This is a genomic window from Gilvirhabdus luticola (assembly GCF_040117515.1).
Lineage (GTDB): Bacteria > Bacteroidota > Bacteroidia > Flavobacteriales > Flavobacteriaceae > Gilvirhabdus > Gilvirhabdus luticola.
In genome coordinates, this window is the sequence record NZ_JBEEEN010000001.1 from 810549 (window position 1) to 833342 (window position 22794).

23 protein-coding genes are annotated in these 22794 nt (G+C 31.9%); 21 read left to right on the forward strand and 2 right to left on the reverse strand.

Going from position 1 to position 22794, the window contains the following annotated elements; translation table 11 throughout:
• Positions 1 to 137: 137 nt before the first annotated feature.
• From AAFP94_RS03690 to AAFP94_RS03705, 4 genes are all read left to right on the forward strand, one after another.
• Positions 138 to 983 (forward strand): T9SS type A sorting domain-containing protein, encoded by an 846-nt coding sequence (locus AAFP94_RS03690; protein ID WP_316660420.1) that lies wholly within the window; start codon positions 138 to 140, stop codon positions 981 to 983.
• A gap of 97 nt (positions 984 to 1080) precedes the next feature.
• Positions 1081 to 2268 (forward strand): phosphoglycerate kinase, encoded by a 1188-nt coding sequence (locus tag AAFP94_RS03695; RefSeq protein WP_316660418.1) that lies wholly within the window; start codon positions 1081 to 1083, stop codon positions 2266 to 2268.
• Between the two features lie 65 nt (positions 2269 to 2333).
• Positions 2334 to 3869, forward strand: a complete 1536-nt coding sequence (locus AAFP94_RS03700) for a lytic transglycosylase domain-containing protein (RefSeq protein WP_316660416.1) — start codon at positions 2334 to 2336, stop codon at positions 3867 to 3869.
• Positions 3870 to 3896: 27 nt separating this feature from the next.
• On the forward strand, positions 3897 to 4877 hold the full coding sequence (locus AAFP94_RS03705) for a DUF4837 family protein (protein ID WP_316660415.1): 981 nt from the start codon (positions 3897 to 3899) through the stop codon (positions 4875 to 4877).
• Between the two features lie 47 nt (positions 4878 to 4924).
• On the opposite strand, the gene AAFP94_RS03710 is transcribed toward AAFP94_RS03705, so the two are convergent.
• Positions 4925 to 5107, reverse strand: a complete 183-nt coding sequence (locus AAFP94_RS03710) for a twin-arginine translocase TatA/TatE family subunit (RefSeq protein WP_316660414.1) — start codon at positions 5105 to 5107, stop codon at positions 4925 to 4927.
• Positions 5108 to 5227: 120 nt separating this feature from the next.
• On the opposite strand from AAFP94_RS03710, the gene AAFP94_RS03715 reads away from it, so the two are divergent.
• The 15 genes from AAFP94_RS03715 to AAFP94_RS03785 all read left to right on the forward strand — a co-directional run bounded on the left by AAFP94_RS03715 (position 5228) and on the right by AAFP94_RS03785 (position 19994).
• The gene (locus AAFP94_RS03715; RefSeq protein WP_316660412.1) at positions 5228 to 6100 is read left to right on the forward strand and encodes a M23 family metallopeptidase; all 873 of its coding nucleotides are present in this window, start codon (positions 5228 to 5230) and stop codon (positions 6098 to 6100) included.
• Entirely contained in the window at positions 6097 to 7599 is a 1503-nt protein-coding gene (locus tag AAFP94_RS03720; RefSeq protein WP_316660411.1) for a GH3 family domain-containing protein, read from the forward strand. The genes AAFP94_RS03715 and AAFP94_RS03720 overlap by 4 nt, the downstream gene beginning before the upstream one ends.
• 28 nt (positions 7600 to 7627) lie before the next feature.
• Positions 7628 to 9316, forward strand: a complete 1689-nt coding sequence (locus tag AAFP94_RS03725; RefSeq protein WP_316660410.1) for a DUF6909 family protein — start codon at positions 7628 to 7630, stop codon at positions 9314 to 9316.
• A gap of 11 nt (positions 9317 to 9327) precedes the next feature.
• Positions 9328 to 10398 (forward strand): hypothetical protein, encoded by a 1071-nt coding sequence (locus tag AAFP94_RS03730; RefSeq protein WP_316660409.1) that lies wholly within the window; start codon positions 9328 to 9330, stop codon positions 10396 to 10398.
• A gap of 5 nt (positions 10399 to 10403) precedes the next feature.
• Positions 10404 to 11411: a dTDP-glucose 4,6-dehydratase gene (gene rfbB, locus AAFP94_RS03735; RefSeq protein ID WP_316660408.1), complete on the forward strand. Its 1008-nt coding sequence runs from the start codon at positions 10404 to 10406 to the stop codon at positions 11409 to 11411.
• On the forward strand, positions 11412 to 12269 hold the full coding sequence (rfbA, locus tag AAFP94_RS03740; protein ID WP_316660407.1) for a glucose-1-phosphate thymidylyltransferase RfbA: 858 nt from the start codon (positions 11412 to 11414) through the stop codon (positions 12267 to 12269).
• A 1-nt stretch (position 12270) separates the two neighbouring features.
• Positions 12271 to 12816: a dTDP-4-dehydrorhamnose 3,5-epimerase gene (rfbC, locus tag AAFP94_RS03745; protein ID WP_316660406.1), complete on the forward strand. Its 546-nt coding sequence runs from the start codon at positions 12271 to 12273 to the stop codon at positions 12814 to 12816.
• A complete protein-coding gene (gene rfbD / locus AAFP94_RS03750) occupies positions 12813 to 13676 on the forward strand; it encodes a dTDP-4-dehydrorhamnose reductase (RefSeq protein WP_316660404.1) in 864 nt (287 codons plus the stop codon). The genes rfbC and rfbD overlap by 4 nt, the downstream gene beginning before the upstream one ends.
• A gap of 98 nt (positions 13677 to 13774) precedes the next feature.
• A complete protein-coding gene (gene gmd / locus AAFP94_RS03755) occupies positions 13775 to 14893 on the forward strand; it encodes a GDP-mannose 4,6-dehydratase (RefSeq protein ID WP_316660402.1) in 1119 nt (372 codons plus the stop codon).
• 7 nt (positions 14894 to 14900) lie between these two features.
• A complete protein-coding gene (locus AAFP94_RS03760; protein ID WP_316660400.1) occupies positions 14901 to 15947 on the forward strand; it encodes a GDP-L-fucose synthase family protein in 1047 nt (348 codons plus the stop codon).
• Positions 15934 to 16740 (forward strand): 3'(2'),5'-bisphosphate nucleotidase CysQ, encoded by an 807-nt coding sequence (cysQ, locus tag AAFP94_RS03765; protein ID WP_316660398.1) that lies wholly within the window; start codon positions 15934 to 15936, stop codon positions 16738 to 16740. The genes AAFP94_RS03760 and cysQ overlap by 14 nt, the downstream gene beginning before the upstream one ends.
• Before the next feature lie 5 nt (positions 16741 to 16745).
• Entirely contained in the window at positions 16746 to 17195 is a 450-nt protein-coding gene (locus AAFP94_RS03770; protein WP_316660396.1) for a DUF2061 domain-containing protein, read from the forward strand.
• 8 nt (positions 17196 to 17203) lie between these two features.
• Positions 17204 to 17797 (forward strand): adenylyl-sulfate kinase, encoded by a 594-nt coding sequence (gene cysC / locus AAFP94_RS03775; RefSeq protein ID WP_316660394.1) that lies wholly within the window; start codon positions 17204 to 17206, stop codon positions 17795 to 17797.
• A gap of 2 nt (positions 17798 to 17799) precedes the next feature.
• A complete protein-coding gene (gene cysD / locus AAFP94_RS03780; protein WP_316660393.1) occupies positions 17800 to 18705 on the forward strand; it encodes a sulfate adenylyltransferase subunit CysD in 906 nt (301 codons plus the stop codon).
• A 35-nt stretch (positions 18706 to 18740) separates the two neighbouring features.
• On the forward strand, positions 18741 to 19994 hold the full coding sequence (locus tag AAFP94_RS03785; protein ID WP_316660392.1) for a sulfate adenylyltransferase subunit 1: 1254 nt from the start codon (positions 18741 to 18743) through the stop codon (positions 19992 to 19994).
• Between the two features lie 33 nt (positions 19995 to 20027).
• On the opposite strand, the gene AAFP94_RS03790 is transcribed toward AAFP94_RS03785, so the two are convergent.
• Positions 20028 to 20756 carry a class I SAM-dependent methyltransferase gene (locus tag AAFP94_RS03790; RefSeq protein ID WP_409628076.1) on the reverse strand — a complete coding sequence of 243 codons (729 nt, stop codon included), beginning with the start codon at positions 20754 to 20756 and terminating at the stop codon, positions 20028 to 20030.
• 147 nt (positions 20757 to 20903) lie between these two features.
• Between AAFP94_RS03790 and AAFP94_RS03795 the strand changes: the two genes are divergently transcribed.
• On the forward strand, positions 20904 to 21452 hold the full coding sequence (locus AAFP94_RS03795; RefSeq protein WP_316660389.1) for a hypothetical protein: 549 nt from the start codon (positions 20904 to 20906) through the stop codon (positions 21450 to 21452).
• Between the two features lie 12 nt (positions 21453 to 21464).
• Positions 21465 to 22790: a flippase gene (locus tag AAFP94_RS03800; RefSeq protein ID WP_316660388.1), complete on the forward strand. Its 1326-nt coding sequence runs from the start codon at positions 21465 to 21467 to the stop codon at positions 22788 to 22790.
• The last annotated feature ends 4 nt before the right edge of the window (positions 22791 to 22794 follow it).

Sequence of the window (22794 nt, forward strand, 5' to 3'; positions counted from 1 at the left end):
CGATTAAATCTTAAGCTCAAAATCATTACAGCTAAATTAATAGTTGATTAACTAATTTTTTAGGTGGTTATAGCATATTTTTTTAAAATTGATTGCTATTAATCCCAGTTTCCCCTCAAAACTTAAAACTTAACATTGTGAAAATATACGGTTTAATACTGCTGTTTTTAAGTCTAGCCTCTCTAAATTTAAGGGGTCAAAATTCCTTTCAAGGATTTGAAGGTTCAATAGATGACAATTGGAACTATAATACAAACATCCCGTTTTATAATTTAAATGGTAATGATGTTTGGGGTGCTATTTCAGGTTCTAACGGAAGAATTGATGGAGCTTACAAAGGAATCTCCTATATGGCGGGAAGGGATTTAGACAATCCATATTCAGAATCTGTTTCAGGAACATCTTCACCAGAACACATTTTAACTTTTCAAACTATAGCTGTTAATGGCGCTCCATCGGAGCTCTCATTCAGGATAAATTATGTGTTTTTAGATAAAAATGATTATATATATTTTCAAGTAAAATATGACAATGGAAGTGATTGGAGTTCTCCAGATGTGCATACAGATGTTTTTAATACATCTCAAAACGGAAATTTTGCAACAAACGATTGGGTAGAATTTAATCACACAATACCTTCAGGAAAAAGCCATGTTAGATTTCGTTTGGTTTTTTACCAAAACGGTAATGGGTATATTGGTTTAGATAATGTTCAACTGTTGTCGTTTCCTTTATCTATAGAAAACAACAAAATAGATGGTTTTGCTTACGGGCCAAACCCTATAAACAATATTCTTAATTTAAGGGCAAGAGTTGCTCTCGATAAGGTTTCAGTATTTGATATTTCAGGCAAAGAAATATTTAGTAAGCGAGGTGACACTAAAGAAATGACTCTAGATGTTTCCAACCTTGCTACTGGAGTGTATTTAGCTAAAATAGAATCTCAAGGTCTCTCTCAAACAGTAAAAGTGATTAAGCGTTAGAAAAAGAAAGCTTTTATTATAATTTTTGGAATCCGAGTAAAATTTTAACATGTTACTCGGATTCTTCATTTATATTTGTTTTCAAAACAAGTTTTTAATGAAAACACTTAAAGATTTTAATTTTAACAATAAGAAAGTTTTAATAAGAGTAGATTTTAATGTACCACTTAATGATAAGTTCCAGGTAACTGATTCAACAAGAATAGTTTCTGCTAAACCTACAATTATTAAAATTTTAGAAGACGGAGGAAGTTGTATACTAATGTCTCATTTGGGTAGACCAAAAGGAGTCCAAGACGAATTCTCATTGAGGCACATAGTTCTAAAAGTAGAAGAGATATTAGGGGTTAATGTAAAGTTTAGTAATGGCTGTATTGGACCTGAAGCTGAAAAAGCCGCAAGCAAATTAAAGCCAGGAGAAATACTTTTGTTAGAAAATTTAAGATTTCATGAAGAAGAAGAAAAAGGAGATATTAATTTTGCAGAAAAGCTTTCTCAACTAGGGGATTTTTATGTCAATGATGCCTTTGGCACAGCACATAGAGCGCATGCGTCAACAACAACAATAGCACAATTCTTTCCAGACAGCAAATGCTTTGGCTCTCTTTTGTTTAAGGAAATAGAGGGCATTGAAAAGGTTTTCAACACAGGAGAAAAACCTGTTTTAGCTGTTTTAGGTGGCGCAAAGGTATCTTCAAAAATTACAATTATTGAAAACATTCTTGATAAAGTCAATCATTTAATAATAGGAGGAGGAATGACCTTTACATTTATAAAAGCACAAGGAGGTCAAATCGGGGATTCAATATGTGAAGATGATAAAATGACTTTAGCATTAAAGATTTTGGAAAAGGCTAAATCTAAAAATGTAATAATCCATTTACCAGTAGATGTGGTAGCTGCAAACGCTTTTGATAATGATGCAGAAACCAAAGTAGTTGATGTTTTTTCGATACCAGATAACTGGCAAGGTTTAGATGCTGGACCCAAAACAATTGAAATCTTTGACTCGGTAGTTAATGAATGTAAAACAATTCTTTGGAATGGACCTTTGGGTGTTTTTGAAATGCCGAACTTTGCAAAAGGAACAATTGCTCTTGGTAATTCAATAGCAAATGCAACAGAAAATGGAGCATTCTCACTTGTTGGAGGAGGAGATTCTGTTGCAGCTGTCAAACAATTTGGCTTTGAAGAAAAAGTAAGTTATGTTAGCACAGGAGGAGGAGCCATGTTAGAAAGTCTTGAGGGCAAAACACTTCCTGGAATAGCAGCAATTTTAGAGTAAATTTTATATTTTGCCAAAAGTACGATTCAAGTGCCTTAATGCGTTACTCATAAGAAAATAAATAAATGAATTTAAAAGTTATTCCACTAATATTTTTGTTAGGGTTTTTTGTTGGGTATTCACAAAATGATATTGATCAAACAATTACATCCGACACATTAATTGACGGGAACACTTATAATTTACAAGAACTAAAACCGGTTATAGATTCAATTACAAGAGAACTAGTAGACCATAATGAGGCTGCTAGTTATGATCAAAAGTGGTTTGATGAACTTTATAACTCATCTTTATATGATACTATTTACAAATCTATAGCCGAACTTAAATATGATTCGATATACTATCCAGAACTTCCTACTGATACACTTAAATTTAGATTGGCTTTGCTTAATGCCAAAACGCCTTTCAATGTTGAATATAATCCTTCTTTGGAGAGTGTCATAAAGAGCTATCTAAAAAATCGTAAAGAGACTTTAGAAAGATTAATGGCCTTGAGTAAATATTATTTTCCAATGTTTGAAAAGGAGTTAGATAATTACGACATCCCTTTGGAAATTAAATATTTGGCCATAGTAGAGTCTGCGCTTAAACCTCGAGCTAAATCTAGAGTTGGTGCAACTGGATTATGGCAATTCATGTTCTCTACCGGAAAGCAATTTGGTCTTGATGTTAGTAGTTATGTTGACGAAAGGAGCGACCCAATTAAATCTACAGAAGCAGCATGTAAGTATTTAGTTAACTTATATGAAATATTTGGTGATTGGGATCTTGTTTTAGCAGCATACAATTCTGGACCGGGAAACGTAACAAAAGCCATTCGAAGATCTGGAGGCTATCAAAACTATTGGAATATAAGGCCATATTTACCAAGGGAAACAGCAGGGTATTTACCTGCGTTTTTAGCTACAATGTATATTTTTGAGTATGCTTCAGAGCACGGTTTTGACCCCAAGGCACCTGAAATCACTTATATTGAAACAGACACAATTAGAGTTAAACAAATGATAACTCTTGATCAGGTTTCAGAACTTACCAAAGTTCTGATAGAGGAATTACAATTTTTAAACCCTTCCTATAAGCTTGATATTATACCTTATATTGAAGACGAAAATTATGTGTTAAGATTACCAAGAAGCGAGGTTGGAAAGTTTGTGAACAATGAAACTCAAATTTATGAATACGCAAAAGCAGAGTTTGATAAAAGAGAAAAACCATTGCCTCAATTTTTTGAAGCAGAGTCAAGAATTCGGTATAGAGTAAAATCTGGAGATTATTTAGGACGAATTGCAAGAATGTATAGCGTTAGGGTTAGCGACATAAAACGATGGAATGGTTTAAGGAGTAACAATATACATATTGGACAACGCCTAACAATTTACCCTAGAAGTCCAAATACGTCTCATACATCATCAAGTAGCTCCTCAAGTAGCGCTCCTCAAGTAACAAGTTCTAACACGTATATTGTAAAAAACGGAGACTCCTTGTGGAGCATTTCACAAAAATTTCCAGGAGTTTCTATTCAAAATATTAAAGATTGGAACAATATTAGCGGTACAAAATTAAAACCAGGAATGGAACTTATAATATCCAAAAGATAAATCATTCTTAAAATAAGAATTCAGATTATGAGAAAAATAATTTTACTAATTGTACTTGTTTGTTTTACTGTTATTGGATGCCAAAATAAAAAATCTTCCAATCAGAGGGTTTTATCAGATTCTTCAGGAAACATTAACAACCTCTCAGTTATTATCGAAAATGATCTTTGGCAAGGTAGTGTAGGAGAAGCTATTAGAGATGTTTTAGCATCACCTGTAGATGGGCTTCCTCAAGACGAGCCCTTGTTTAGCATGAGTCAATTACCACCCCAAGTTTTCAGTGGTTTTACCACACACAACAGGACTGTGTTAAAGATAGAAAAAGGAAGAGCTAAAAATTTTAGAATAGCAAGAAATGTGTTTGCCAAGCCGCAAAAAGTTGTTGTAATTTCAGGAGAATCCAATCAAGAAATTATTGATTTAATTAATCAGAATTCGAAAGAAATTATCAAGGCGTTCAAAGATGAAGAGCTAAAAGAAAAACAAAGACGTATTAAACTTTCACTTTATGATGATAAACCAATTCAAGAAGAGTTAGGATTGTCACTTAAGTTTCCAACGGCTTATAGAATTGCTAAACATGAAGGGAAATTCTTTTGGATTAGAAAAGATATTACAACAGGAACAACAAACCTTTTATTGTACGAATTACCTCTTAATTCTATAACAAAAAACGACAGCTTAATGAGTCGAATTATAAAAGTTAGAGACTCAATAGGAAAAGTTCATATACCAGGACCAACTGAAGGAACATACATGATTACCGAACAAGCATATGCTCCATTTCAATTTGAAACAACAATTGATAATAAATCAACTATAGAAACAAAAGGGAATTGGGAAGTTCATAATGCATTTATGGCTGGGCCTTTTATTAATTATGTAATTGAAGATAAGCCTAATAATAGGTTGGTAGTAATTGAAGGTTTTGCATTTGCTCCTTCGGTCGAGAAAAGAGAATATATGTTTGAATTGGAAGCGATAATAAAATCAATAGAAATAGAATAAAAAAAGCCCAACTTATTGTGTTGGGCTTTTTTTATTAAATTAAGTCACTAATCTTTTTTATTTTCAGATTTATCATCCTCTTTACTTGCGTCTTTAAACTCCTTTATTCCACTACCCAATCCTCTCATAAGTTCAGGAATTTTTTTACCACCAAATATTAATAAAATCACTACTGCAATCAAAACTATTTGTGGCCAACCAATAACTAGAGGTAACATTAATAAGCTCATAATACATTATTTTAAACAACAAAGTTAATAATTTAAAGTTTAATATAATCTAAGTTTACTCGCAACTTTAAGAAAACTAAAAGGACATATGATATAATTTTAATTAATTTTGCTTTTAATATGGCAGAAACAAAAAAAGGGTCCAAAAAAATAGCGCAAAAACTTCTTCACAAGTATCGATTAGTGATCTTAAACGAGGATACTTTTGAAGAAAGACTGTCCTTTAAGTTAACAAGACTCAATGTTTTTGTTTTGATGTCCATATTGTCTATTTTACTCATAGTTTCTACAATTTTATTGATTGCGTTTACACCTTTAAGAGAATATATTCCAGGATACTCTTCAACTGCACTGAAGAAACAAGCAATAGAATTGAACTATAAAACAGATTCTTTACAAAAGGTTATTTATTTAAACGAACAATATTTCGCTTCTATAAAAAGAGTATTAGAAGGGGATGTTTCTACAGTAAACTTTAACAGAGACTCAATTATTGAAGCAGCAAAAATTGATATAAACACTATAGATTTAAATCCAACAAAAGAAGATTCTTTGTTAAGAGAAAAAGTTAATAAAGAGGATAAATATAATTTGTTTGAGTCTGCAACATCTCATGTTAATTTTGTACTTTTTCCTCCAGTTAATGGAAATATTAGTGAAGAATACAACTCCAAAGAAAAACACTATGGAGTTGATATTATAACACCAAAGGGAACACCTATAAAAGCAGCAGCAGATGGTACAATTATATTTTCAGAATGGACTGCAGAAACAGGTTTTGTATCCATAATTGAGCATAGCCATGGATTAATTTCAGTTTATAAACACAATGCTTCATTAACAAAATTTCAAGGCGAACTCGTGAAATCAGGTGAGGTTATAGCAACTTCTGGTAACACAGGCGAATTTACAACAGGACCACATCTACACTTTGAGCTCTGGAGTGATGGGTATCCAATTAATCCAACAAATTTTATTGATTTTAATAAATGATTTCCTTAAAGTCAACATTAGCTAAACCATATTCGAAAAAAGTATTTAAAGACATTCAAAAATGGGCTCAAAACCCAATTAAAACCCAGACTAAAGTTTTTAAAAAGCTAATAAAAGAGGCAAAGTCTACTAAATTTGGGGAAGACCATGATTTTAAAGACATTAAAACTCATCAAGATTTTGTCGATCGTGTTCCAATTCGCGAATATGAAGAACTAAAACCCTATATCTTAACCGTTTTAAATGGCAAAGAAAATATCCTTTGGAAAGGTAAGCCATTATACTTTGCAAAAACATCAGGCACAACTTCAGGAGCTAAATATATTCCAATAACCAAAGAAAGCATGCCAAGTCATATCGATGCAGCACGAAATGCGATTTTACTCTATATAAACGAAACGGGCAAAACCAAATTTATAGATGGCAAAATGATTTTTCTTCAAGGAAGCCCTGAATTAGAAAAGAAAAACGGAATAAACATTGGGAGACTTTCTGGAATAGCTGCACATTATGTGCCTAAATACCTACAGAAAAACAGATTACCTTCTTGGGAAACAAACTGTATTAATGATTGGGAAACAAAAGTTGAAGAGATAATTAAAGAAACTTTACCAGAAAATATGACAGTAATTTCTGGTATTCCTTCGTGGGTCCAAATGTATTTCGAAAAAATAATTCTTCAAACTAATAAACCAATTGGTGAGGTATTTGAAAACTTTACTCTTTTTATTTACGGAGGAGTTAATTATGAACCTTATCGAGCAAAATTTGAAAATTTAATAGGAAGAAAAGTTGATAGTATTGAACTGTATCCAGCAAGTGAAGGTTTTTTTGCATTTCAAGACACACAATTAGAAAAGGGAATGCTATTGCAGTTGAATTCAGGTATTTTTTACGAGTTTGTTAAAGCCGATGAGTTCTTTAATCAAAATAGAGAAAGAATTACATTAGAAGAAATACAAATTGGGGTTAATTATGTTATGATTATTTCTACAAACGCAGGTCTTTGGGCATACAATATTGGGGATACAATAGAATTTACTTCAACAAACCCGTATCGAATAATTGTAACAGGCAGGATAAAGCATTTCATTTCAGCTTTTGGCGAACATGTTATAGGCAAAGAAGTAGATCATGCTATTAAAGAAGCATTAGAAAATTCTAATGCACAGATGACAGAATTTACTGTCGCACCACAGATTAATCCAGATTCTGGGTTACCATACCATGAATGGTTTATAGAGTTTAGCAAAGAACCTGAATCACTGGATGATTTTGCAAGTATAATTGACAAATCCCTGCAAAATCAAAACAGTTATTATTATGATTTGATTAAAGGAAAAATATTGCAAACACTTAAAATAACGAAAGTTGTTAAAGATGGGTTTAATCAATACATGAAAACAGAAGGGAAATTGGGAGGACAAAATAAAATACCTCATCTTACGAATGACAGGACAATTGCTAATGCTCTATATAAGTTAAAAATGATTAAATAGTACTATCTTTACAAGCTTAATAATGTATATGGGTAATAAAAAAAATCACAATAGAACAAGAGCTCAAGAGAGCACAAATGCTATTGAACGTATGTACATCACAATGAGGCATCTATTTAATAGGGGCTTTTATAAACCCATGGGAATTTCCGGAGAAACACTGCGAGAATCTTTATTGCTTTTAAGGCCAGAAATATATGGGTCCATTGCCGAAGAAAAAGCAGAATTAAATGGTTTACTTTATGTAATTGACAGACTACCTCAAGGTATAGAGGAATGCTCTTTTATTAATCTCACAAGTGACGAGGGTTATGCAAATTCTCACTTCAAACCTATTATTCCAGAAAAAAGAAGGCGCAATTGTTATCGTATTGATGACGAGCAAATAAACATTGAAATTACCAGAGGGCGTTCTGAAATCTATGACATTTTAACCCATCTTACGTTTCTTTTTATAGAATCTCATAAAATTAGTAAACGTGTTTTAATTGGAGATAAAGGGTTGACCACTAGGGATTGGGTAAAATTAGAAAGTGCGGTTTTGTCTAAAAATAAACTAACACAACCAGAACGCGAAGTCGCCGTTACTCATGCCGCAAATATTTTAGGCAGAACTTTTAATGAAATTCAAGAAGTCTATGAAGATTTTTCAGAACCTAAACAACCTGAAAGAATCCTTCATATAATTTATTGGCTAGGTAAACTGGCTATTGAAGAAGTCATAGAAAACAAAAAACGCACAGTTACATTTAGTCCAGTTTTAAGAGAACGATTAGGGCATCACATACATGGGGAAGTTTGGGCAAATGATATAAAAAAGATATTACATCAACAAAACCTTTTGGAAAGACCAATTCATATTATAAGTGCAAATATGCATAGTGTGATGAATACCTTATTTTCGCCAAATGCTTTAAAATCTTTAGTTGCAAAAAAAGATATTTTTGAGATATATGAAATTTTAAGCAATAGGAATAATGAATCTCTTCGCTTAAAGGTGAAAAATGAGGCTCTAAAGCATGGCATGACTTTTATTGGAGATAGCTCCGGAACCAATATTGATGTTCAAATATTTGATAGTAGTAAAATAGATTTTTCTAAAACAGATTTAGAATTCAACGAAAGTTTTTTAAAATCTGAAAAGCCTGTTATATTTGTTATGGACTATGCTTTTGGAGAACAAGCATACGAGACTATAGACGAATTGTTAAAACCCTTTAAGTATAAAGGGCAAAAAATTCATTTAAACGTACAGTCCATATCAATAATGGGGAAAGCTGGAATTCTTGAAGGAGGAAAAGGAGATATTATGATTCCTTCTGCACATATTTTTGAGGGGACGGCCGATAATTATCCTTTTGAAAATGAATTAAGTAAAACAGATCTTGAAGGTCAAGGAGTTGATGTATATGAAGGCTCTATGATTACAGTTTTAGGCACCTCGCTACAGAACAAAGACATCTTAAAGTTTTTCCACAACTCAACATGGAATGTCATAGGTTTGGAAATGGAAGGAGCACATTATCAAAAGGCCATACAAGCAGCATCTAAAGTTAGAGCAAGTATTTGTAAAGATGTTAAAGTAAGATATGCGTATTACGCTAGTGATAATCCTTTGGAAACTGGAAGCACATTAGCTTCTGGAGGCCTTGGGACATCGGGAGTAAAACCAACCTATTTAATAACCAGAAAAATATTACAGCAAATATTAAATTAACAAGTTAAGCTATGAGTGAGAATATACAACACCAACCTTCAGAGGAAGTCGATCTAGGACAATTGTTTAAGCTAATAGGCAATACATTTAATAGACTATTTAAATTCATTGGAAGCATATTAAACAGTCTTTTTTTAGCTTTTGTTTGGCTGATCTTTTTTATAAGGAGGCACATTGTAAAGTTAGGTTTGGCTGCAGTTATTGGTTTTGGCTTTGGTTATTTAAAGGAAAAAACTTCAGACCCAGTATTCAAGTCGTCAATTGTAATAAAGCAAAATTATGAGACAGGAGAAGTGCTTAACAGTTTGGTTGAAAGGTATAATGATTTAATTTCAGAGAAGGATTCAATTGTATTGGCAGAAAACTTAAAAATTTCTCCTAAACAAGCTAATAGCCTAAAGGAATTAAAGTTAGAATCAATTTTAGATGAAAATCAAAAACTAAAACTATTTGATGTTTATACAAAAGAGATGGATTCTGTATTAGCATCTAGTATAAGTTTTGAGTCTTATTTAGAAAAAGGGAAAGAGTATGATTATCGATATCAAAGAATAACTCTTAAAGCAAAATCAAAAGACGTCTTTAATAAAGTCTTAACCCAGTTAGTAGCAAATGTTGAGTCTAATACTTTCTTTAAGAATGAACAAAAAAAGGATCTAGTAGAATTAACTAATCGTGAAAATATTATAAAAGAATCCCTTAAAGAATCAGATTCATTACAAAAAGTTTATCAATTTGTTTTGGAAAAGTCTGTAGAAGCTTCAGTAGGTTCTCAAACAAGTGTTACTATTGACAATACAGAGGACAAGAGTATTACGAAGGAATTTGAATTATACACAAAAGATTTAGAATTAAGAAGAGAACTTGTACAAATAGAAAGAGAAAAAGAGGATTTAGCAGATATTATTGAAATTGTTTCTAATGTACAAAGCGATGGAACTTTTGATTTCAAAACTGACATTTTTGGATTCTCTATAGGGACGAAGGTATTTTATAGTGTCTCTTTAATAATTTTAGTTTTCATTGTCTTGATAGGGCTTGAGTTTCTTAAATTTTTGGAAAAATACAAAGACAAAGTATAACATAAATGACAATTTTAATTACAGGTGGAGCAGGTTTTATAGGTTCAAATTTTATTGATTATTTCCTAAACAAGCATCAAAATATTAAGATTGTAAATTTAGACAAACTCACTTATGCTGGAAATTTAGAAAACTTGAATGAGATTTCTAATAACTATAGATATACATTTGTAAAAGGAGATATTTGTGATAAGAAATTGATTGAAAAATTATTCAATCAGTACAATTTTGAAGGCGTTATTCATTTTGCAGCAGAGTCTCATGTTGATAATTCAATACATAGCCCAGATGAATTTATAAAAACCAATATATTTGGGACATTCAATTTATTAGAGACTGCCAAGAATAATTGGATGAATTCACCTCATAGTGTTAAAAAAGAGCATAAAAACAGTAGATTTCATCATATTTCAACAGATGAAGTTTATGGCAGTTTGGGAGAAACGGGATTTTTTTCTGAAAAAACACCATACGCGCCAAATAGTCCTTATAGTGCTTCAAAGGCATCTTCAGATTTTTTAGTTAGAAGTTATTACCATACTTACGGGCTTAACGTTGTAACAACAAATTGTTCAAATAATTATGGACCTAAACAACATAAAGAAAAGTTAATCCCAACAATCATTAGAAAAGCTCTTAAAGGCGAAAGAATCCCAATTTATGGCAAAGGAACCAATGTTAGAGATTGGTTATATGTTTTAGATCATTGTAAAGGAATTGATTTAGTATATCACAAAGGAAAAATAGGAGAAACATATAATATTGGAGGTGATAATGAATATCAAAATATTGATGTGGCCAAAGAAATTTGTGAAGTTCTAGACACTAAAATACCAAAAAATGAATCTTACAAAAAACAGATTACATTGGTTGAAGATAGGCCAGGCCATGATTTCAGATATGCAATTGACGCTTCAAAAATTAAAATTGAATTGCATTGGGAAGCCCAAGAAAACTTTAAATCTGGAATTACCAAAACAGTTAATTGGTATATAAATAAATATAAAAATTAAATGAAAGGAATTATTCTTGCCGGAGGTTCAGGAACTAGACTTTATCCATTAACTAAAGTTGTAAGTAAACAACTCATGCCAATTTATGATAAACCAATGATTTATTATCCATTGACAACTTTAATGTCGGCAGGAATTAAGGAGATTCTAATTATTTCAACATCAAAAGATACTCCAAAATTTAAAGAGCTACTGGGTGATGGTGCAAACTACGGGTGCTTGTTTAGTTACGCAGTACAAGAGCAGCCTAACGGTTTGGCTGAAGCCTTCATCATTGGAGAAGAATTTATTGGGAATGATTCTGCCGCTTTAATTTTAGGAGACAATATTTTTTATGGTTCAGGGCTACAACAAACATTACAGGCAAATATAAATCCTGAAGGAGGCGTTATTTTTGCTTATCACGTTCAAGACCCAAGGCGATATGGTGTTGTTGAATTTGATGCTAACATGAAAGCAATTTCTATTGAAGAAAAACCACAAAACCCTAAATCTAATTTTGCTGTTCCAGGAATTTACTTCTATGATAACCAAGTAATTGAAATCGCTAAAAATATTAAACCAAGTAAGAGAGGCGAATTAGAAATTACAGACGTAAACAGGGCTTATCTTGAACAAGGCAATCTTAATGTCCAGATATTGGATAAAGGAACAGCATGGCTAGATACCGGAACGTTTAATTCTTTAATGCAAGCTTCACAATTCGTTCAAGTTATAGAAGAAAGGCAAGGGTATAAAATAGGTTGTATAGAAGAAACGGCTTATAGCATGGATTATATTAATAAAGAACAATTAAATAAATTAGCAGAGCCATTACTAAAAAGTGGTTATGGCGAATATCTTCAACAATTAAAATAGAATGAAAATTAAAGAAACCTATTTAAAAGGTTGTTTTGTAATTTCTCCAAATGTTATTGAAGACGAAAGAGGTTATTTTTTCGAGAGTTTTAACTATCAATCATTTAAAAATCTTACTGGCATTAGCCAAAATTTTGTTCAGGATAATCAATCGAAATCTTCTTTTGGAGTTTTAAGAGGATTACATTATCAAACAGGAGATTATGCACAAGCAAAATTAGTAAGGGTCATTAAGGGAAAAGTATTGGACGTTTGTGTTGATATTAGAGCAGGCTCTGACACTTTCGGGAAATATTTTTCAATTATTTTAGATGATATCGAAAAAAAACAACTGTATATACCTCGGGGTTTTGCTCATGGCTTTTTGGTATTAGAAGACGAAACCATTTTTTCTTATAAATGCGATAATTATTATAATAGGTCTTCAGAAAAAGGTATTTTATATAGCGATCCAACAATCAGAATTGACTGGAATTTTCCAGAAGAAAAATTAATACTATCTAATAAAGACAAACACTTACCTACGTTTGAAACTATATTCAAATGAGCATTAATATTTTAGTCACAGGAGCTAACGGACAATTAGGAAAGACGCTTAAAGACGAGTCCTCAAACCTCAAAGGCGAATATTGTTTTACGTTTGTTTCAAAAGCTGAATTAGACATTACTAATCCTAAGCAGATTGAAGTTTTTTTAGAAGAAAAAGAATATGACTATTGTATTAACTGTGCGGCATATACCAAGGTAGAACAAGCAGAAGACTCTGCCAAAACAGCTTTTAAGGTAAATGCAGAAGCAGTTAAGTATTTAGGAACTATCTTCAAAAAAACGAATACAGTTTTAATACACATTTCTACAGATTATGTTTTTGACGGCAGTAAAAATAGTCCCTATTTAGAAACAGACGATGTAAACCCAATAAACGTGTATGGAAAATCAAAATTTTTAGGAGAACAACACGTCCAAGATATTCTAGATAATTATTTTATCATTAGGGCTTCTTGGTTATATTCAAAATATGGGCATAATTTTTTAAAGACAATAATTAGTAAAATAAAACAGAATGAAAGGTTAAACGTTATTTCTTCACAAACAGGAACACCAACAAGTTGTATAGATTTATCAAAATTTATCTTTCAACTAATTACAACTAGAAACACAAGTTATGGGATTTATAACTTTTCTGCTAATGGAGAAACAACTTGGTATGATTTCGCTTTATTTATAGCGAAACACTTTCCCGAATATAACACATCAAAAATAGTTCCGCTTAATGAGTTTAACACCAAGGCCCAAAGACCTTCTTACAGCGTGTTGGACAACTCCAAATCACAGCAAATATTGTCCAACCAGAGTTTTTGGCAAAAAAGCGCGGATGATGTTATTGCCGATATATTAAACAATTAATTAGTTGAAATCAAATTCAAAAGCATTAAATTTGGAGTTTTAAAAATTAATTAGAGAACAGTCTCAATATTACTTTACAAACAATAAAAAAAGGGAGTATGCAAAAAAAAGTAGCCTTAATCACTGGAGTTACTGGACAGGATGGTGCGTATTTAAGTGAATTTCTTTTAAAGAAAAATTATGAAGTTCATGGTGTAAAAAGAAGGGCTTCGTTATTTAATACTGATAGAATAGATCATCTATACCAAGACCCACATGAAGAGAATATTAATTTTTTTCTCCATTATGGCGACCTCACCGATAGCACCAACCTAACTAGAATTATACAAGAAGTACAGCCAGATGAGATTTATAATCTTGCCGCAATGAGCCATGTGCATGTTTCTTTTGAAACACCAGAGTATACTGCAAATGCAGATGGGTTAGGAACTTTGAGAATTCTTGAAGCGATAAGAATATTAGGGTTGGAGAAAAAAACTAAAATCTATCAAGCTTCAACTTCAGAATTGTATGGTAAAGTTCAAGAAGTACCTCAAACAGAAACTACACCATTTTACCCAAGAAGCCCTTATGGTGTTGCAAAAATATATGCCTATTGGATTACAGTTAACTATAGAGAAGCTTATGGGTTATTTGCATGTAATGGAATTTTATTCAATCATGAATCTCCTATACGTGGAGAAACATTTGTTACAAGAAAAATTACTAGAGCAACATCAAGAATTGCACTTGGGCTTCAAGACAAAATTTATTTAGGCAATCTTAATGCTCAAAGAGATTGGGGACATGCAAAAGATTATATCCGTATGATGTGGATGATTCTTCAAGCAGATAAGGCAGAGGATTGGGTAATAGCTACTGGTAAAACTACTTCAATTCGTGATTTTGTTAAAATGTGTTTTTCATACATCGGTGTAGAATTAGAATTTAAAGGATCTGACTCAAATGAAAAAGGATATATCAAAGCATGCAACAACCCTGAATTTCAAATAGAAATAGGTAAAGAAGTGATTGCAATAGATGATAAATATTATAGACCTACAGAAGTAGATTTGTTAATTGGAGACGCGACAAAGGCAAAGGAAAAATTAGGTTGGGTGCCAGAATACGATTTAGACGCTTTGGTTAAAGATATGATGTCTAGCGATATTAAGCTCATGCAAAAGCAGCAGTATTTAAAAGATGGTGGCTACAAAATCAAAAATTATTTTGAGTAAAGTTTAAATGCAAAAAACATCCAAGATATATATTGCAGGGCATAGAGGCCTGGTGGGTAGTGCTATTTTAGAAAACCTTGAATCGAAAGGCTATAATAATATTCTAACCAGAACACATTCAGAACTTGATTTAACCAATCAGAAAGAAGTTGCTAATTTTTTCAGCAAAGAAAAGCCTGAGTATGTTTTTCTAGCTGCAGCGAAAGTAGGTGGTATAGTTGCAAATAATGTTTACAGGGCTGATTTTATTTATCAGAATATGATGATTCAAAATAATGTGATTCATCATAGCTATTTGAACAATGTTAAAAAACTTCTTTTTTTAGGGAGCACTTGTATTTATCCAAAGAATGCCCCTCAACCAATGAAAGAGGAGTATTTACTTACAGATATTTTAGAATACACAAACGAGCCCTATGCCATTGCCAAAATTGCAGGAATAAAAATGTGTGAAAGTTATAATTTACAGTATGGCGCAAACTTCATTTCAGTTATGCCAACCAATCTGTATGGTCCAAATGATAATTTCGATTTAGAAAAATCACATGTGCTTCCGGCACTTATTAGAAAAATATATCTTGCGAAACTATTAAATGAATCTAATTTTAGCGCAGTCTTAAAAGATTTAAAAATGGACTCAATACAAAATGCCAAAGCTTATTTAGAAACTTTTGGAGTCACTAAAAACAGAGTTGAAATTTGGGGAAGTGGAAAACCACGAAGAGAATTTTTATGGTCTGAAGATATGGCGGACGCTTGTGTTTTTATTATGGAGAACAGAGATTTCTCCGACACATATTCAGAGGAAGAAACCGAAATAAGAAATACACATTTAAATATTGGTACTGGTCATGATATTTCAATTCAAGAATTAGCAGAAATGATCAAAACAATTGTTGGTTATGATGGCGAGCTGTTTTATAATACAAGTAAACCAGATGGCACAATGAGGAAGTTAACAGACGTTACCAAATTAAATGGATTAGGATGGAGACATTCGGTTGAACTAGAGGAAGGAATAAAAAAATTATACAAATGGTATGTTAGAGATTAATAAGAGTTTAAAAACTGCAATTGAAGCATCTTTAAAAGCAGGAAAAGTCATTATGGAAGTCTATAATTCAGTTATTGAGGTAGAATATAAAGATGATAAATCACCTTTAACTGAAGCCGATAAAAGAGCCAATACAATTATTAATTCGTATTTGATTCCAACAAAAACCCCTATAATTAGTGAAGAAAACAAACAGACCGAATATGAAGTGAGAAAGAATTGGGACTCTTGTTGGGTAGTTGACCCAGTTGATGGCACTAAAGAGTTTATTAAAAGAAATGGAGAATTTACCGTAAATATAGCATTGGTTAAAAATGAAAAACCAATTTTAGGAGTTATATATGTTCCGGCCACAAAAACCGTTTATTTTGCAGATGTAGAAAATGAGATTGCTTTAAAATCTCAAGTCAATTCACATGATGTTTCTGTTGAGGGGGTTTTGGAACAAGCAATTAAATTACAACCAAAAGCATCAAATTCAAAATTAATTCAAGTTGTCGGTAGCCGTTCACATATGAGTCAAGAAACGTTGGATTTTGTTGAAGGATTAAAACAAAGCGGAAAAGAGGTAGAAATCGTTTCAAAAGGAAGTTCTTTAAAGTTTTGCTTAGTGGCCGAAGGAAATGCTGATGTTTACCCAAGGTACGCTCCTACAATGGAATGGGATACTGCAGCAGGACAAGCAATTTGTAATGCTGTTGGCGTCAATGTTATTTCAAAAGAAACCAACCAACCTTTACTATACAATAAAGAAAACCTTCTGAATCCATGGTTTTTAGTGTCTAAAACGTAATGTCTATGACGGAATACAAAAAAGAGTCTCATTTGCGTAGTATTATAAAAGGCATTTCATGGCGTATAGTTGCTACTTTAGATACAATTTTAATAGTCTTATTCATTACCTGTTTATCAGGGAATTGTAGTATAGACGATGCTATAAAAATTGGTGTAGCAGAGTTTTTAATAAAGCTTATTGTGTATTACATTCATGAGAGAGTATGGCAAAAAGCTTTAAAAGAGGGAAAACTTTCAGCAAGAAAAACACTTTTAAAAACTATTTCTTGGAGAGTAATAGCAACAACTATGACTTTTATTATTTCTGGAACAATTCTTAATGCTTTTGATGAAATAGCTTTATATATTGCCTTAATAGAATTATTTACGAAATTTGTACTTTATTATTTTCACGAAAGATTGTGGTTAAAAATTCCACTAGGAAAGATTAGAAATATTTTTTCAGAACATTAAACTGTCAAATGAAAGAGAACATAATTCCGCATACATATCAGATTTCAAAAAATGACCGAAAAAAGTCAAATAACCACAATTCGTTTTTATTATGGTTTACAGGGCTTTCGGGTTCTGGGAAATCTACAATCGCTAATGTTGTTGAACAAAGGCTTCACGAAAAAGGAATAAAAACATATACGTTGGATGGGGACAATATAAGAAAGGGTATTAATAGCGACCTTACTTTTTCTCCTGAAGATAGAACAGAAAACATACGTAGAATAGCAGAGATTGCTGCTCTTATGATAGATGCAGGGTTAGTAGTTCTAGCTGCTTTTGTATCACCCTATAAAAAAGATAGGGAAAACATTAAAAGTATCGTCAAAGATGTTAATTTTGTCGAAATATTTGTAAACACTAGTGTTGAAGAATGTGAACGACGAGATGTAAAAGGGCTTTACAAGAAAGTTAGAGCAGGAGAAATTAAGAACATGACAGGAATTTCTGCACCCTATGAAGCACCTACACATCCAGATATTGAAATTAAAACAGAAGTCGAATCTGTTGAGTCGGCTGCCAATAAAATTACAGATTATATATCTGAAAAATTAAAACTCTAAAAATGAGTAAGTATTTTTTAAACTATTTAGACGAATTAGAAAGCGAAGCAATTTATATTTTGCGAGAAGTATGGGCTCAATTCCAAAATCCAGTAATATTGTTTTCTGGAGGTAAGGATTCTATAGTTGTAACTCATTTAGCAAAAAAAGCATTTTATCCTTCGAAGATACCTTTTCCTTTAATGCATGTAGATACTGGGCATAATTTTCCTGAAACCATTGCTTTTAGGGATAATATTATTAAAGAATTGGGAGCTCAACTTATTGTTGGATCTGTACAAGAATCTATTGATGATGGTAGAGTAGCGGAAGAAAAGGGAAAAAACGCCACTAGAAATGCTCTCCAAACAACAACTTTATTAGATGCTATTGAGTCAAATAATATAGATTGTGCTATTGGCGGTGGAAGGCGAGACGAAGAAAAAGCTAGAGCCAAAGAACGGTTCTTTTCTCATAGAGATGATTTTGGTCAATGGGATCCTAAAAATCAGCGGCCTGAACTTTGGAATATTTTCAATGGAAAACATTTTCAAGGCGAACATTTTAGGGCTTTTCCAATAAGTAACTGGACCGAAATGGATATTTGGAATTATATTAAAAGAGAAAATATTGACATTCCATCATTATATTTTGCTCATGAGAGAGAAGTGGTATGGAGGCAAAACTCTTGGATACCAAATTCAGAATTTCTAATTCTAGAAGACCATGAAGAAATCGTCACTAAAAAGATACGATTTAGAACATTAGGAGATATTACTATTACAGGAGGAGTAGAATCTGATGCAGATACCTTGGAAAAAATAGCGAATGAAGTTGCAGGAATGCGTCAAACAGAACGCGGCAATAGAAGTGATGATAAGCGTTCTGAATCCGCTATGGAAGACAGAAAGCGTCAAGGATACTTTTAATCAAAAGTTTTAATTCGAAAAACATATAATAAAACATGTTAGATAACAATCAATTATTACGATTTACAACCGCGGGAAGTGTGGATGATGGTAAGAGTACTTTAATTGGACGATTACTCTACGATTCAAAATCAATTTTTGAAGATCAATTAGAAGCCATCGAAAACACAAGTAAAAAGAAAGGTCATGACGGTGTAGATTTGGCATTATTTACAGACGGTTTAAGAGATGAAAGAGAGCAAGGTATTACTATTGATGTTGCCTACAGATATTTTACAACACCTAAACGAAAATTTATTATAGCTGATACGCCTGGTCATATACAATATACACGCAACATGGTCACTGGAGCATCAACTGCAAATGTGGCAACTATTTTAATTGATGCGCGTCATGGGGTTATAGAGCAAACTAAAAGACATGCCTTTATTGCCTCTTTATTGCAAATACCACACATTATTGTGTGTATTAACAAAATGGATTTAGTCAATTTTTCTGAAGACGTTTTTAATACTATTGTGACTCAATTTGAAGAAATTTCTTCAAAAATGTTGGTTACAGATGTGCGTTTTATTCCTATGAGTGCATTATTGGGCGATAATGTTGTTAATCGTTCAGAAAACATGCCATGGTATCAAGGAGCACCAATGTTGCATACTTTAGAGACGATGCATATAAGTAGCGATATTAATAAGGTAGATTCTCGTTTTCCTGTACAAACCGTATTACGTCCGCAGCGAGAAGGATTTATTGATTATAGAGGTTACGCAGGACGAGTTGCTGGAGGCATTTTTAGAGTAGGTCAAGAAGTTACGGTTATGCCTTCGGGCTTTACATCCAAAATTAAGTCTATTGACACTTTTGATGGACCTTTAGAAGAAGTCTATGCACCAATGTCCGTATCTATAACTCTTGAAGACGATATTGACGTAAGTCGAGGCGATATGATTGTGAGATCAAACAATAAACCAAGAGCATTACAAGACATAGACGTTATGTTGTGCTGGTTAAATAACAATCCTGCTAAACCAAGAGCTAAATACACAATTAAGCACACTTCGAATGACCAAACCGCAATGATTAAAGAAATTATACATAAGATAGACATCAATACTTTAGAAAGAATTACTGATGATAAAGATTTAAATATGAACGACATTTCTAAAGTAAAAATAAGAACCACAAAGCCTTTAATGGTTGATGAATATCGCGAAAACAGAACCACAGGAAGCATTATACTAGTTGATGATTCAACCAACGAAACTGTTGCTGCTGGGATGATAGTTTAGTTAGTATACAAAGCAACCCTAGTTATACAGGCTTTAAGCTTTTGCCTCTATATAAAGTGAATTTGGTTTATATTCATTACCATTTTGGTCAAAATCAAGACCATAATTATTCCAATTAGTAATGGTACTAGAATTATATTTCTGGGTTTGTGGTTCTTTGAATCCAAAATTGATTAATAATGTACTTAAGCTAATTCTATCATACATCCATTGATGGGTTTCTCCTCTTCGTCTAGCATCTCCCAAAAGAAGGTTTTCAAGATACCTTCTAAATGGCTTTTGTTGGCTAACACCATACGACTCCCTTCTTACAGATTGCTCTATTATTGCTGAAATATATTGGTTGTGCTTTTGAGCTTCAACATCATTTTTTTCCGAAACCTCAATGTGCGAGACGTAATCTCTACACACTTTTTCCATATCGGGAACTACTATTCGTAAAATACCATTAGGTTTGAGTACCCGTTTAATTTCTAATAAAAATTGTTTAGCCACATCTTGATCGAGATGTTCAAGTAAGTGTGAATGATAAACAACATCTATTGAATTTGACTCAAAAGGAATTCCTTTAGCAAGATTATGAACCATAATATTATTGCCCAGTTGTTTAAATCGTTCTAAACGGATTCCTTTAACAAAAAGCGGAACAATATGTCTTAATAGCCAGTTTCTTTTTAGGCGTAAATAGATAGACCAGTCAATATTAGTTACTTCCGGCTTTATACTTGTTTTCGTCCCACAACCAAGATTTAGTATTTTCATTTCTTCATTTTTAGCAATATTTTCTAAACAACAGTTTCATTTTACTTCATTAAGAAAACTTCGACAAATTAACGTAAAATTTTCCTAAATTTGGGCTCAATTAAAGTTGTAAAAAAAACTCCCATATAATTTTTAATAATAATATAAATGAAATTAAAACTTAAAGTATTCGTAGTATTGTTAATTTTACTTTCGCTGTCTTGTAAGGATAATAATAAAACCGAAATACCTACTGCCCAGAACATAGAAGAGGAAACCAGTAATACCAACAAATTGATTTTTGAAATAGATTTAAAAACATCAGAACCTGATGACTTCTCCTTATTTTTAAATGATATTTTTTTGAACAACAGCCAGTTTATGAATATATCTATAAAGAGTAAATTGAATTCCAATGAAACAGAAAAAGTATTACATTTTGAATTTCCAGAAGGTATAAAACCCGACAGACAAATGTTTTTGGCATTGGGCACAAAAAAGGAAAAAGAAGTTCAAATTAATAGTATAACTATTTCGTATGGTGACTTGGAGCATGTAATTACAAAAGGAAATTTATTACAGTACTTCACGATGAATAAGTATGTAGAGTATAACTCTGAAACAAACACTTTAACTACTAAATCTGTGGATAATAGACATAACCCAATTATATTTGTTAGACCAAAGATTTTGGATAGCTTTCAAGATTTAAATTAAACAGATTTTGCATTGATTAGTTTTTTTAAAGATAAGGACAAAAACTTCATTGAGCTTCTTAAGGGAAGCTCAATTTCTTTAATAGTAAGACTATTAGGAATGGCCTTTGGCTATTTGGCTATGATCTTTATAACAACCAACTATGGCGCTGAAGAGTGGGGAATATATTCGTTGTGCTTTACTATTTTAAGCATAACGATTTTATTACCAAAGTTTGGATTTGATAATTCATTGGTACGAATTATAACTGAACTGAACACTTTTAATGACAAGAAACAGATTATCACAGTTTTATTTAAATCACTTTTTATTTCAGCAATTTTATCATTGGTTGTCATTTTTGCTATAAATGCTTTTTCTGAAGTATTGGCCAAAGAAGTTTTAAATCAAAAAGAAATAGAACCATATTTAATAATTGTTGGTTATGCGATTTTCCCTATGACTGTTTTAGTCATTATTTCGGCCATATTTCAAGCTTTAAAGAAACCTATGTTGTTTATGCTCTTTCAAACAACATTAATAAACATTTTATTTTTAATACTACTTGTTATTTTCCATTGGAAGGAAATAGAATTTAATATTTTTAAGCTATACTTCTATTCTATTTGTATCGCTTTGTTTTTTGCAATTTTATTAGTCGTGTTTACCTTATGGAGAAAACAAAACACACTTATATTAAGAAAAAACATTTACAGTTACAGAAAAATAGTCAATATCTCTGTGCCAATGCTACTTTCAAGTTCTTTTGCCCTCTTAATGGGCTGGTCAGATATTCTCATGTTGTCTTTTTTCAAGACTACTAAAGATATTGGAATTTATAATTCGTCATTAAAACTAGCTGCGTTATCTGGAATTACCCTAATAGCCATCAATGCAATAGCTACGCCTAAGTTTGTAGAATTTTTTTCCAAAAACGACATGAACGGGTTAAAGGAAACCGTAAAAAAGTCAACAAAAATGATATTTCTACTTACAGCTCCAGTTTTATTTGTGTTAATTGTTTTTTCAAAAAAGATTTTGTCTTTTTTAGGTGATGAATTTGTAGTAGGGTATTTGGCTTTAGTATATTTGTGCATTTCAAGGTTTATAAATGCCATATCTGGTTCGGTTGGATATATTATGCAAATGACAGATCAACAAAGAACGTATCAAAATGTAATAATACTAGCATTTTTAATTAATCTTGGTCTAAACTTTATTTTAATTCCGGACTATAGTTATAATGGTGCTGCAATCGCCAGTTCTGTTGCAATGATTTTTTGGAATGTTACATTGGTTTTTTTGATAAAAAAAAGACTAGGATTTTGGACTATTTATATTCCATTTTTATCTAAATAAAAGC

What these genes read in the sequence shown, in the direction of transcription:
- AAFP94_RS03715 (WP_316660412.1), top strand. Translation starts at nt 5,228, where the DNA reads ATGGCAGAAACAAAAAAAGGGTCCAAAAAAATAGCGCAAAAACTTCTT.
- rfbD (WP_316660404.1), top strand. Translation starts at nt 12,813, where the DNA reads ATGAGCATTAATATTTTAGTCACAGGAGCTAACGGACAATTAGGAAAG.
- AAFP94_RS03705 (WP_316660415.1), top strand. Translation starts at nt 3,897, where the DNA reads ATGAGAAAAATAATTTTACTAATTGTACTTGTTTGTTTTACTGTTATT.
- AAFP94_RS03785 (WP_316660392.1), top strand. Translation starts at nt 18,741, where the DNA reads ATGTTAGATAACAATCAATTATTACGATTTACAACCGCGGGAAGTGTG.
- AAFP94_RS03795 (WP_316660389.1), top strand. Translation starts at nt 20,904, where the DNA reads ATGAAATTAAAACTTAAAGTATTCGTAGTATTGTTAATTTTACTTTCG.
- rfbB (WP_316660408.1), top strand. Translation starts at nt 10,404, where the DNA reads ATGACAATTTTAATTACAGGTGGAGCAGGTTTTATAGGTTCAAATTTT.
- cysQ (WP_316660398.1), top strand. Translation starts at nt 15,934, where the DNA reads ATGTTAGAGATTAATAAGAGTTTAAAAACTGCAATTGAAGCATCTTTA.
- cysC (WP_316660394.1), top strand. Translation starts at nt 17,204, where the DNA reads ATGAAAGAGAACATAATTCCGCATACATATCAGATTTCAAAAAATGAC.
- AAFP94_RS03730 (WP_316660409.1), top strand. Translation starts at nt 9,328, where the DNA reads ATGAGTGAGAATATACAACACCAACCTTCAGAGGAAGTCGATCTAGGA.
- AAFP94_RS03700 (WP_316660416.1), top strand. Translation starts at nt 2,334, where the DNA reads ATGAATTTAAAAGTTATTCCACTAATATTTTTGTTAGGGTTTTTTGTT.
- AAFP94_RS03725 (WP_316660410.1), top strand. Translation starts at nt 7,628, where the DNA reads ATGGGTAATAAAAAAAATCACAATAGAACAAGAGCTCAAGAGAGCACA.
- AAFP94_RS03720 (WP_316660411.1), top strand. Translation starts at nt 6,097, where the DNA reads ATGATTTCCTTAAAGTCAACATTAGCTAAACCATATTCGAAAAAAGTA.
- gmd (WP_316660402.1), top strand. Translation starts at nt 13,775, where the DNA reads ATGCAAAAAAAAGTAGCCTTAATCACTGGAGTTACTGGACAGGATGGT.
- rfbA (WP_316660407.1), top strand. Translation starts at nt 11,412, where the DNA reads ATGAAAGGAATTATTCTTGCCGGAGGTTCAGGAACTAGACTTTATCCA.
- AAFP94_RS03770 (WP_316660396.1), top strand. Translation starts at nt 16,746, where the DNA reads ATGACGGAATACAAAAAAGAGTCTCATTTGCGTAGTATTATAAAAGGC.
- AAFP94_RS03790 (WP_409628076.1), bottom strand. Translation starts at nt 20,756, where the DNA reads ATGAAAATACTAAATCTTGGTTGTGGGACGAAAACAAGTATAAAGCCG.
- AAFP94_RS03695 (WP_316660418.1), top strand. Translation starts at nt 1,081, where the DNA reads ATGAAAACACTTAAAGATTTTAATTTTAACAATAAGAAAGTTTTAATA.
- rfbC (WP_316660406.1), top strand. Translation starts at nt 12,271, where the DNA reads ATGAAAATTAAAGAAACCTATTTAAAAGGTTGTTTTGTAATTTCTCCA.
- cysD (WP_316660393.1), top strand. Translation starts at nt 17,800, where the DNA reads ATGAGTAAGTATTTTTTAAACTATTTAGACGAATTAGAAAGCGAAGCA.
- AAFP94_RS03760 (WP_316660400.1), top strand. Translation starts at nt 14,901, where the DNA reads ATGCAAAAAACATCCAAGATATATATTGCAGGGCATAGAGGCCTGGTG.
- AAFP94_RS03710 (WP_316660414.1), bottom strand. Translation starts at nt 5,107, where the DNA reads ATGAGCTTATTAATGTTACCTCTAGTTATTGGTTGGCCACAAATAGTT.